Genomic DNA, 11,778 nt, shown 5'->3' with positions numbered 1-11,778 from the left:
TCGCACGCGCCAAAGATGACCCCGCTCCCGCCCCCAAACAGCACCCCCAAGAACGACAGCCCCCGAAACAAAGCACTCCGCCGCACAGCGAAGTCCATGAACACCACGGCGAAACACTGACATGAGCGTACTAGGCATCGACCAGATCACTTACGGGGCGGACGACCTCCCCACCTGCCGCCGCTTCTTCGAAGACTGGGGCCTCGCGCTCAAGTCAGAAACGGCCAGCCAACTCGTCTTCGAGTGCCTCAACGGCTGCAGGGTTGTCGTCGCGGCGTTGGGCAACGCCGACCTGCCACCCGCCATCGAAGAAGGCCCGACCCTTCGCGAAGTCGTCTGGGGCGTCGAAAGCGATGCCGACCTCGATCGCTATGCCGCCGCCATCGCGCACGACCCAGGCTTTGTAGACGGCACCACCGTCGATGGCGCGCGCCGCATCGGCTGCATCGACCCCAACGGCCTCGCCGTGCGCCTGCAGGTCAGCCGCAAGCGTGCCGTCGACGTCGACTGCGGTGCCATGAACACCTGGAACGCCAAGCCGCGCGTCAACCAGCCCGCGCCCATCTATGAGCGTGCCACGCCCATCGAGGTCGGCCATGTCGTGTTCTTCGTCGATGACGTGGTGGGCACCAGCGCGTTCTACGCGCAGCGCTTCGGCTTTGTCTCGTCCGACAGCTATCCGAACCGCGGCGCCTTCATGCGCTGCGCGGAGGAGGGTGGCCACCACGATCTTTTCCTGCTGCAGATTCCTTCGGGCAAGCGCGGGCTCAATCACGTGGCGTTCACCGTGCGCGACATCCACGAAGTCTTCGGCGGTGGGCTGCACTTCTCGCGGCGCGGCTGGGAAACGCAACTCGGCCCGGGGCGCCACCCGGTGTCGTCGGCCTATTTCTGGTACTTCAAGAATCCGGCCGGTGGACTCATCGAGTACTACGCCGACGAAGACCAGCTCACGGCCGAATGGCAGCCGCGCGAATTCGAACCGGGCCCGACGGTGTTTGCCGAATGGGCGGTCGACGGCGGGCTCGATGGCAACACGCGCCGCCAGAAAAACGCGGAAGGCCCCAAGGGCGCCTTCCTGACCGAGAAGAAATGAATTCCCCGACCACCACCATGCAACGACGTTTTTCTTTCTCCCTCTTGTTCGCGGCGCTGTCGGCACTGGCCATCGCTTCTTCTTCGCCCGCGCACGCGCAGAGCGATGCACAGAAGCAACTGGCCAGCGACCGCTTCACCATCGTCTCGCCGTTCCCGCCGGGCGGCCCGGTCGATACGCTGGCCCGCGTGCTCTCCGGTGGGCTGGCCAAGCGCTACGGCCAGGCGGCGGTGGTCGAGAACCTCGTCGGCGCGGCCGGCAACATCGGCATCGACAAGGTCAAGCGCGCCAAGGGCGACGGCCACACGCTGCTGGTGGTACCGGCCGGCAACCTCACCATCAACCCCACGCTCATGCCGAACTTTCCGTTCGACATCGAGAAAGACTTCGTGCCCGTCACCATGCTGGCCAAGGCGCCCAACGTGCTGGTGGCGTCGCCGTCGTCGGGCATCAAGAGCGCCAAGGAGCTGGTGGCGAAGGCCAAGGCCAAGCCGAACACGCTGTCGTATGCCTCGCCCGGCGTGGGCAGCGGCCTGCACCTGGCGGGCGAGCTGTTCAAGCAGCAGGCCGGCATCGACCTGCTGCACGTGCCCTACAAGGGCACGGCGCCTGCGCTCAACGACGTGCTGGGCGGCTCGGTGCCGCTGATGTTCAGCAACCTGCCCGCCACCATGCCCTTCATCAAGAACGGCAAGCTCGTCGCGCTGGGCGTGACCGAGGCCACGCGCAGCGCGGCGGCGCCCGACATCCCGACGCTGGCGGAGCAGGGCATCCAGGGCGTGACGGTCACGTCGTGGTACGGCCTGCTGGCGCCCAAGGGCACGCCGCCCGCCGTGGTCGAGCAACTCGCGAAAGACGCGGCGCAGATGCTGGCCCAGCCCGACGTGCGCGAGCGCCTCAAGGTGCAGGGCATGACCGATGCGGCAATGAAGCCTGCCGAGTTCGCCGCGCACATCCGCGACGAGACCGCCGTGTGGGCCAGGATCATCAAGGCCCGCAACATCGTGGCCGAGTGAGCCGCACGCAAGAACAAAAGCGGAGACACCCATGAAGACAAGCAACGAATCCACCATCGGCATCGTCGGTGCCGGCATCGGCGGACTGGTGGCGGCCATCGCGCTGCGGCGCGCGGGACACGACGTGGTCGTGTTCGAACAGGCCAGGCAATTCGCCCGCGTCGGCGCCGACATCAACCTCACGCCCAATGCCGTGCGCGCGCTCGACGGCCTTGGCGTGGGCGAGGCGGCTCGCGTGACGGCGGCGCGCCCGTCGCACCGCATCAGCCGAACCTACGACACGGGTGAAGAAACCTCGCGGCTCGAAATGGCCGACTCGGCGGAGCAACGCTATGGTGCGCCGCAGCTCACCATTCATCGCGCCGACCTGCTGGCCGCATTGGCCGACATGTTCCCGGCCGAGCAAGTCGCACTCGGCAAGCGCGCGGAGAAGATCGCGGCGGACGACAAGGGCGTGAGCCTTTCGTTCGACGACGGCACCAGCGCCCGCGTCGGCGTGCTGCTGGGTGCCGACGGCATTCACTCGTGCGTGCGCACCGCGATGTTCGGCGCCGAGAGCCCGCGCTTCACCGGCATCGTCGCCTACCGCGCCGTGGTGCCGGCCGAGCGCGTGGCCGGCGTGCCGAACCTCGGTGCCTTCACCAAGTGGTGGGGCCCCAACCCGCAGAGCCAGATCGTCACGTTCCCGCTGAACCGCGGCAAGGACATCTTCATCTTCGCGACCACGCCTCAAGACACCTGGCACCTCGAATCGTGGACCGCGCCGGGCAGCGTCGACGAACTGCGCGAGCAGTACGTGGCCTACCACCCCGAGGCCCGCGCGCTGCTCGATGCCTGCGACACGGTGCTGAAGACCGCGCTGTACGAGCGCGACCCGATGCCCGCCTGGGCAGCGGGCCGCATGGCGCTGCTGGGCGATGCGGCGCACCCGATGCTGCCTTTCATGGCGCAAGGCGCGGGCATGGCGATCGAAGACGCGGTGGTGCTGTCGCGGCACCTCGAAGGCGTGACGATGGCCGATGTAGCCGAAGCGCTTCAAGGCTACGAAAAGGCCCGCATCGAGCGCGCCAGCCAGGTGCAACTCGGCTCGCGCGGCAACAACTGGCTGCGCGAAGGCGGCAATGCCGACTGGGTCTACGGCTACGACGCCTGGGCCGTGCCACTCGGCGCACCCGTCGCCGCCACTGCCTGATTCATTTCCCCCTCACTCCCACGGAGGCCCACGATGCAACAAGACCGCTATCTCCAACCGCACCAGGCGCGCCAGCGCCCCGCGACCACTTACGAAGACCTGCTCGGCGACGTGATCGAGCGCGCCTTTGCCGATGGCATCCACGACCTGGGCGGCCTGGTGCAGCGCCTGAACGACAGCGGCCTGGCCACGCCCGGCGGCCAGCCCTGGACCGAAGCGCTGTACCGCAAGGAAATGGCCGTGCTGGCCGGCTGAGAGGAATTCATCATGAACATCGCCATTCAACCCATCGCCGCGGACCCGGTCGACCATTTGCTGGAGATCGGCCTGAAGGACCTCTGGTACCCCATCTGCCCGTCGCACTTCATCAAGGAGAACCCCATCTCCCTGCGCCGTCTCGGGCGAAAGCTCGCCCTGTGGCGCGACGGCGAAGGCGTGCTGCATGCGCTGGAAGACCGCTGCCCGCACCGCGGCGCGCCGCTGTCGCAGGGCGTGATCCTGGGCGACCGGCTCTCGTGCCCGTACCACGGCGTGGAAGTGCGCCATGACGGCGTCGTCACGCGCGTGCCCGGCAGCCCGGGTTGCAAGCTCGAAGGCTCGCAAGCCACGCGGCACTTTCACGTGCAGGAGCGCGCGGGCGCGGTGTTTCTCTACAACTCGAAGGAGTCGGTCGATGCGCCGCCGCCGCTGGTGCTGCCCGAGCAACTGACCGACGACGAGCAGTACGGCAACTTTCTTTGCTACACCGAGTGGAAAGGCGACTACCGCTACGTGCTCGACAACGTGATGGACCCGATGCACGGCACCTACCTGCACAAGCAGTCGCATTCGATGGCCGAGGGCGATTCGAGCGCCAGGTTCGGCATTCGCCCCACCGACATCGGCTTCGTGTTCGAGAAGGAAGGCCAGCGCAACGTCAACTTCGACTGGACCGAATGGGCCGACACCGGCATCCACTGGATGCGGCTGGAAATTCCGTACCCCAAGACCGGTGGCCCCGGCGGCAACTTCATCATCATCGGCGCGTTCTCGCCGATGGCGAACGGCATGACGGCCACCTTCTTCTGGCGCGTGCGCAAGCTGCCGAAGGGCTGGGAGCGCGACACCTGGCGCTTTCTCTACAGGAACCGCCTGGAAGCGCGCCACTGGCACGTGCTGGAACAAGACCGCGTGATGCTCGAAGAAATGGAGCCCGACGCCAACCAGCACGAGAACCTGTACCAGCACGACCTGGGCATCGTGCGCCTGCGCCGCCACATGCGTGGGCTGGCGCAAGCGCAGTTGGCGGAAGCCGCAGAAGCCGCGACGGCTTGAACCTCGAAGCGAGCCGAGCCATGTCTTCTCCCACGCTGAACGCCCTCGTGCACACCATGCGCTACGAGGCCGACGGCATCGTCAGCGTCGAGTTCCGGCCGGCCACGCCGGCGGTGGACTTTCCCGCCTTCGAGGCCGGCTCCCACATTGACCTGCACCTGCCCAACGGACTGGTGCGCAGCTACTCGCTGTGCAACCCGGCCAGCGACCGCCAGCGCTACGTGGTGGGCGTGCTCAACGACCGCAAGAGCCGTGGCGGCTCGCGCTACGTGCACCAGCAGCTGCGCGTGGGCATGACGCTGCCGATCTCCGCGCCGCGCAACAACTTCAAGCTGCAGGAGGCCGCGGGGCGCTCGGTGCTGGTGGCCGGTGGCATCGGCGTGACGCCCATCTGGTGCATGCTGCAGCGCCTCGTGGCCATCGGCAAGCCGGTGGAGTTGCTGTACTGCGCGCGCACCCGCAAGGAGGCGGCGTTCTGCGATGCCATAGAGGCACTCGCGAAAGAAAAAGCCGTTCAGCTCACCTGGCACTTCGACGACGAGAAGGGCGCGCCGCCCGATCTCGCGGCGCTGCTGGCAGGCAAGGGCGCCGACAGCCATTACTACTGCTGCGGCCCGACGCCGATGCTCGACGCATTCGAGAAGAGCTGCGAACAGCTCGGCTACGCCAATGCGCACATCGAACGCTTCGCGGCGGTGCATGTGGAAGCGACCAGCGCTACGCAGGGCTGCGTGGTGCAGTGCGCCAAGAGCGGCAGGAGCGTGGAGGTGCCGGCCGGCAAGTCGATCCTCGACAGCCTGATCGATGCCGGGCTCAACCCCGACCACAGTTGCAAGGAAGGCGTGTGCGGCGCCTGTGAAACAGCGGTTCTCGAAGGCGAAGTCGAGCACCACGACGGCATCCTCACCAAGATCGAACGTGCGTCCAACAAGACCATGATGATCTGCGTCTCTCGCTGCAAGGGCGAGCGGCTGGTGCTGGACATCTGAGGCCATTCCAAGAAGACGGCCAGGAAAAAAACCAACCGGGACATCCATGAAAAAGTACTTGATCGCGCTGGCTTCGGCCAGCGTGGCTGGCGGAGCGCTGGCCCAATCTTCCCTCACGCTCTTCGGCGTGGTCGATGCGGCCGTGACCTACACGCGCGGCAGCGGCGACGGCTCGGCCCACAAGACGCAGCTGACCAACAGCGGCAACATGTTCAGCCGGCTGGGGTTTCGTGGCACCGAAGACCTGGGCGGCGGGCTGTCGGCCAACTTCTGGCTGGAGATGGGCCTGCAGAACGACAACGCCACCGGCTTCCCCTCGAACTCGAACAACCAGGCCAGCGGCAACGGCCCCGCGGGCGTGCTGAGCTTCAATCGCCGCGCCACGGTGAGCCTGGCGGGCCCGTTTGGCGAAGTGCGGCTGGGCCGCGACTACGTGCCTGCGTTCTGGAACACGGCCATCTTCGACCCCTTCGGCACGGGCAGCGGCATCGGCGCCAACCAGATCTACTTTTCGGGCCTGGGCGGGCTCGTGGCGCCCACCGGCACGCGCGCATCGAACAGCATCGGCTACCTGCTGCCCGCCAACCTCGGCGGCTTCTACGGGCAGGTGATGTACGCAATGGGCGAGAACGATTCGCTCTCGGTGCTGCCGAATACGCTGGTCTCAAACAAGCACGACGGCGACCACACCGGCCTGCGCTTCGGCTACCAGGGCGGCGGCTTCAATGTGGCCATTGCCACCGGCAAGACGCGCTACGCCAGCGGCGACCTGCGCGTGACCAACCTCGGCGCGGCCTACACCTTCGGTCCCTCGCTGATGAACCTCAAGCTCACGAGCGAGATCTACACCGAGTCGAAGGGCGCCACGGACGGCAAGGGCGCGCTCATCGGCTTCCAGTTGCCCATCGGCCCCGGCGAGATCAAGGGCTCGTATGCGCGCTACCGGCTGGAGCCGACCGGTGCGCTGCGCCAGCCCACCTCGTCGAAGCTGGCGCTGGGCTACGTGCACAACCTCTCCAAGCGCACCGCGCTGTACGCGACCATCGCGCGCATCAGCAACCGGAACGGCGCCATGCAGGCGCTGGCCGGTGCCATCACCATGCCCAATCGCGCCTCCAGCGGCACCGAGTTCGGCATGCGCCACATGTTCTAGGCGCAACCGCGCAGCAAGCAACACCCCACGGCAGGAGCGCCATGCAGAGCAAGAACTTTCGTTGGTACGGCGTCATTACGCTGTTCGTGATCGTCGCGATCTCCTACGTGGACCGCATCAACATCGCGGTGCTGATCACCGACCCCGCGTTCCTGCGGCACGTGGGCCTGGCCGCCGACGACCGCGTGGGCCAGGGCTTGCTGGCCACGGCCTTCATGCTGGGCTACGGCGTGTCGGCCTTTGTGCTCACGCCGTTCTGCTCGGCATTGTTCGGCGTGCGCCGCAGCCTGGTCTACGGGCTGGTGCTGTGGGGCGTGGTGACCTGGGCCTCGCCCATGTTCCACAGCTACGGCATGCTGCTGGCCTCGCGCATCTTGCTGGGCGTGTCGGAAGGGCCGCTGTTCTCGCTGGCCTCGTCGTACATCAAGGCGCACTTCCAGAGCCACGAAAACGGCAAGCCGAATGCCATCGTCAACATGGGCACCGGGCTCGGCCTGGCCATCGGCTATCCGCTGGTCGGCTACCTGCTGACGCAGTTCGACTGGGACAGCTCGTTCCACGTGCTCGGCGTGCTGAACATCGCGCTCGGCATTCCGCTGGTGCTGGCGTTCGTGCGCATGCCGCCCACGCATGCCGACGGCGTGCGGCCTTCGTCGTTCGGCGAGGCGATGGCACGCGTGGGCGGCATCGTGCGCGGCGCGCTGCACACGCGGCACCTGTTCCTCATCACGCTGCTCACCTCGGCGGCACTGGCCTATCTCTGGGGCAGCAGCAACTGGCTGCCGACCTACCTGCGCGAGGCGCGCGGCTTCTCGATGCGCGAGATGGGCTGGCTGGCCTCGGCGCCGCAATACGCCACGGTGCTCGCCGTGTTCGTGGGCGGCGTGCTCATCGACAAGCTGGGGCGCGCGCGCGTGCCTTTCATCTTCATGGGCGCGAGCGCGGGCGTGGCGCTGTCGGTGCTCATGGCCATCAACGCGCAAAACCCCTACGTGGCAGCCTGTTGCCTGGTGGCGGCCAACTTCTTCTGGGGGCTGCAGAGCCCGGCCATTCCGAGCACGGTGCAGCACTGCGCGCGGCCGGAGCACACGGCCAGCGCGTTCGGCGTGACCAATGGCGCGGGCAGCCTGGTGGCGGGCTTCATGCCGGCGTTGATGGGCGGCGTGATCAGCGCGGTGTCGCATGGCGCGGGGAGCGCGGCCGTCACGCCGGCTTCTTCCGCCGCGGGCTTCTTCGCGGGCTTCTTCGCGGGCTTCGCGTTGCTGATCGGCACGCAACTGGTGGTGTTCGGATGCGGCCTTCTGCTGTGGTGGCGCGAGCGTGCGCGCGGCGCGGTTGCAGTCTCGGGTTCACAACTTTCGTAGCTTCCGCACCGGCACGAACCTTTGTACTGTGGCCGCGTTGTCACAGTGTGCGCACCCTGAATCCGTCATCTGCGTGAGCACATGTTGCTGCGGCGGAACCATCTTCGTATCGCACGCCACGCGTCACATGCGATGACGCCATTCGGCCTATCGCGCACGAACATTTTGAGAGAGAAAAGTTCCGCGAGTCGTTGAGCCGTCGCAATCGTTCAGCTAAAACTGAGCGCACCTAATGGACGAGGGAATGCGCGTGACACCAACGAGAAGAGCCGCAAAGATTCTTGCCATTGCCACCACGGCACATGCCGTTTCCGCTGCTGCTGTAGCCGCGCGGAAGCGGATGGCGTCGGCGCGTGGACGCTGAAGGCCCGTCACCACACGCACGGCCCGACCCCGCATCCCATCCACCCCGCGCATCGACGGGAATGGACCACATCACGCCTCCCATATTGGGGCCGCCCGCATGCATTGCGGCGAGGCCTGGCCCGGCACGTCCGTGCCGTACCAGGCCGATGAAAAACACAGTGGCGTAGCCGTGTTGTTCTGACGAACGTGTCGTTCGCCGGAAGGGTGCGGTGCTGCCCGTTCGATTCGTTTTTTCTTCTTTTTCTTCATCCCATCCCGCGCTTGCCAGCGCAGCAACGGCTACCCGCCGGTGCATGCCGGGCGGCGCATGTCCTTACCCAGAGGCGATCATGAAAAAACTCAACCAACCCCTCGTCAATCATCTTGCCATTACCGCGGTGACCCTTGCCGCGCTGACGGCTTGCGGCGGAGGCGGAGACAGTGGTGGCGGCTCCTTCGGTGGCGTGGGCCTCGGCGCACCCGCACCGTCTGGCCCGGTGACATCGAACATGGTGCCCGGCAGCGGCGACGCCACCTCCAAGAACTCGCCCGACGACGGCGTGCCCGCCGCAGCGGATTCGAACGTTGCCGCCGTCGACCGTTCGGCCAAGCCGATGGAGCTGCCCGACACCGTATGGCCCAGCAACTACAAGCTGTGGTTCCGGCCCGACGCCGCGCTCAAGACTTTCGTGGGCCGTGGCGACGTGGAAATAGACGTGCTCAAACCGGTCGATGCCATCGTGGTGGCCGCTCACAACCTGAACTTCGCCAGGGGGCGCACCACGCTGCGCAAGGTGTCGAACCCCGGCGTGGCGATACCGCTGATTCCCACGCCGCAATCGCTGGGCGATTTCGTGCAGCTGCGCCTGAACGACGGCCAGATCGCCAAGGGAAAGTACCTGCTGCACATGGAGTGGGACGGCAAGATCCAGTTCTCGGACGCCGAGTTCTGCCCGCCCGCCGAGATGCAGCGCAACCCGTACTGCTCGGCGGCTTCCGGCATCTTCAAGGTCGGCCTGTCGACGCCCGAGGGCGTGAGCAGCGACGCCATCGTGACGCAGGGCGAAACCAACTTCGCGCGGCAGTGGTTCCCGGGCTGGGACGAGCCGGCCTTCCGCCATACCTTCGAGATTTCGGCGGAGGTGCCGGGCGACTGGAAGACGGTGTCGAACGGCGCGCAGAAGTCGGTGGTGAAACTGCCCGATGGCTACCAGCAGGTGTCGTTCGAGAAGACACCGTCGATGCCGATGTACCTGGCCTTCTTCGGTGGCGGCAAGTTCGACATTCTTGCGGACACCTTCAAGAACCCGCTCGACGGCAGCGACATGCCGCTGCGCTGGTTCACGCCGCCGGGCCGCGCCGACTGGGCCAAGTTCGCGATGGAGTGGACCAAGGTGTCGATGGACTACTACCACAAGTACACCGGCATACAGCTGCCCTTCAAGAAGTTCGACACCATCGCGGCCAACGACAGCTACAACAACAAGCCGAACACCGGCTTCGGCGGCATGGAGAACTGGGGCGCGATCTTCGAGTTTGCCGACGCGGTGCTCACCAAGCCGGGCAACAAACCCACGCTGTACTCGGTGACGGTGGTCACACACGAGGTGGCGCACCAGTGGTTCGGCGACCTGGTCACGCTCGACTGGTGGGACAACGTGTGGCTGAACGAATCGTTCGCGCGCTGGTTCGAAAGGCGCACCACCATCAAGTTCCACCCCGAGTACTACAGCTTCTCGGACTACGTGCTGGACAAGCACAACGTGATCGTGGCTGACCTCAAGCCCACGGCTGTGCCGGTGCAGCGCAACCTGACCGACGCGGGCTCCTTCGCCTTCATCGACCCGGCGATCTTTGTCTACAACAAGGGCAGCCACGTGCTGGAGACGATCCAGAACTACATCGGCGAAGAGGCGATGCAGAAGGGCCTTCAGATCTACCTGAAGGACTACGCCTTCGGCAACGTCACGCCGACGCGGCTGTGGACGTCGCTGGAGAAGGCGAGCGGCGGCAAGAAGGTCAGCGACATCGGCGACAGCTTCATTCGCCAGACCGGCATTCCGCTGCTGACGGTGGACGCGCAATGCGCCGGCGACCGCACGTACGTGAACATCTCGCAGGAGTCGTTCCCCAACCAGAACCAGTTCCCGGCATCGACGTGGACCATTCCCGTCACGCTGGCGTATGGCGACGCGATGGACCAGCGCAAGACCTTCGTGATGTCGGCCGCGACCACGCAGGTGGAGCTGCCGGGTTGCACGGCGGTGCTGGCCGGACCGACGGGGCAGGACTACTACGTGAGCAACTACAGCGCGCAGTCGTGGAGCGACCTGCTGGCGAAGGTACAGAACCTTGCCGCCAACAAGCCGTTGCTGCTGAACATCGAGCGCGATGCGTTCCGCCTGCAGGGCGTGGGGCGCATCACCCAGGCGCAGTACGACCAGATCAAGGGCGTGCTGAACCTGCCGGCGCCGGTGCTGGTCAAGACGGAACTGAGCCAGCAGAAGATGGCGGCGGTGGACGCCGGTGCGAAGGAGGAGTACCCGCACGCACTGCGCTTCCAGGGCAAGCTGAAGCTGCGCGAGAACGACAAGCGCTGAGGCCCAGGCTTTTTTCGACTTGACCTGTTGAACGACTGACCACGCACGATGCCACCGGCCGCGATGGCCGGTGGCGCGTGCTTCACATGAACAAGCAAGCGATCAAGGAAAGACTGTCATGAACACACGATTGAAATGGCTGGCGACGCTCATGTCTTCGGCCGTGCTGCTGGCCGCTTGCGGCGCGGGTGCAGGTGCGGGACCGGAGGCCGAGCTGGTCGGCGTCTATGCGGTGAAGCGCGACGGCGAGCTGAAGGAGCTGATCAAGATAGAGCGGCAGGGCGACCGCTACGTGATGCGCGACAAGGTGCGCACGGCGGACTGGAGCGAACCGAAAATGCAGATGCAGCCGGTGACGCGGGCGCAGTGGACGAAGATCACGACGGACACGGGGAACACTGCGTTCGTCGGCGTGGCTAGCGAGCAGCTCGGGATCTTCAAGGTGCCGTCTGGGTGGGCGAAGAACGACTTTCGGACGGAGACGGGGTACTTCCTGTTTTACTCGCACGGGCCGGTTGAGGTTTACCGGCTTTGAGTTGTCGCGCTGCCAAGTTGCCGGGTTGCCGGGGGGCAGTTCAGGGCGCCGCTCACGCCGACGGTGTGCTCTGCTCCGCGAATGTCCCCCGCTTCGCTCCTCCTTTATTTCGCTGCGCAGAGCACACCATCCGCGTGAGCGTCATCAGAGTGGTCGTTGATCAGCGGTACACCA

At 66.1% G+C, this 11,778-nt stretch carries 10 protein-coding genes; all 10 read left to right on the top strand.

Annotated elements, in window-relative coordinates; translation table 11 throughout:
* Positions 1-121: 121 nt before the first annotated feature.
* The 10 genes from DBV14_RS21875 to DBV14_RS21830 all read left to right on the top strand — a co-directional run bounded on the left by DBV14_RS21875 (position 122) and on the right by DBV14_RS21830 (position 11,604).
* The gene (locus DBV14_RS21875) at positions 122-1,096 is read left to right on the top strand and encodes a VOC family protein (protein WP_124462023.1); all 975 of its coding nucleotides are present in this window, start codon (positions 122-124) and stop codon (positions 1,094-1,096) included.
* Positions 1,093-2,112 carry a tripartite tricarboxylate transporter substrate binding protein gene (locus tag DBV14_RS21870; RefSeq protein ID WP_260397172.1) on the top strand — a complete coding sequence of 340 codons (1,020 nt, stop codon included), beginning with the start codon at positions 1,093-1,095 and terminating at the stop codon, positions 2,110-2,112. The genes DBV14_RS21875 and DBV14_RS21870 overlap by 4 nt, the downstream gene beginning before the upstream one ends.
* Positions 2,113-2,143: 31 nt before the next feature.
* Positions 2,144-3,304, top strand: coding sequence for an FAD-dependent monooxygenase (locus DBV14_RS21865; RefSeq protein ID WP_124462019.1), 1,161 nt, complete (start codon positions 2,144-2,146; stop codon positions 3,302-3,304).
* Between the two features lie 33 nt (positions 3,305-3,337).
* On the top strand, positions 3,338-3,559 hold the full coding sequence (locus DBV14_RS21860; protein ID WP_124462017.1) for a recombinase-like helix-turn-helix domain-containing protein: 222 nt from the start codon (positions 3,338-3,340) through the stop codon (positions 3,557-3,559).
* Positions 3,560-3,571: 12 nt separating this feature from the next.
* The gene (locus DBV14_RS21855; protein WP_124462015.1) at positions 3,572-4,618 is read left to right on the top strand and encodes an aromatic ring-hydroxylating dioxygenase subunit alpha; all 1,047 of its coding nucleotides are present in this window, start codon (positions 3,572-3,574) and stop codon (positions 4,616-4,618) included.
* A gap of 20 nt (positions 4,619-4,638) precedes the next feature.
* Positions 4,639-5,607, top strand: coding sequence for a PDR/VanB family oxidoreductase (locus DBV14_RS21850; protein WP_124462013.1), 969 nt, complete (start codon positions 4,639-4,641; stop codon positions 5,605-5,607).
* A gap of 46 nt (positions 5,608-5,653) precedes the next feature.
* On the top strand, positions 5,654-6,760 hold the full coding sequence (locus tag DBV14_RS21845; RefSeq protein ID WP_124462011.1) for a porin: 1,107 nt from the start codon (positions 5,654-5,656) through the stop codon (positions 6,758-6,760).
* A gap of 41 nt (positions 6,761-6,801) precedes the next feature.
* A complete protein-coding gene (locus tag DBV14_RS21840) occupies positions 6,802-8,124 on the top strand; it encodes an MFS transporter (RefSeq protein ID WP_124462009.1) in 1,323 nt (440 codons plus the stop codon).
* Between the two features lie 695 nt (positions 8,125-8,819).
* Positions 8,820-11,069: a M1 family metallopeptidase gene (locus DBV14_RS21835; RefSeq protein WP_124462007.1), complete on the top strand. Its 2,250-nt coding sequence runs from the start codon at positions 8,820-8,822 to the stop codon at positions 11,067-11,069.
* 118 nt (positions 11,070-11,187) lie between these two features.
* Complete coding sequence (locus DBV14_RS21830; RefSeq protein ID WP_124462005.1) at positions 11,188-11,604, top strand: hypothetical protein; 417 nt, start codon at positions 11,188-11,190, stop codon at positions 11,602-11,604.
* The last annotated feature ends 174 nt before the right edge of the window (positions 11,605-11,778 follow it).

Source organism: Variovorax sp. KBW07 (assembly GCF_003852515.1).
Classification (GTDB): domain Bacteria; phylum Pseudomonadota; class Gammaproteobacteria; order Burkholderiales; family Burkholderiaceae_C; genus Variovorax.
Note: the sequence above shows the minus strand (reverse complement) of the source record. Positions and strands in the feature narration are given on the sequence as shown.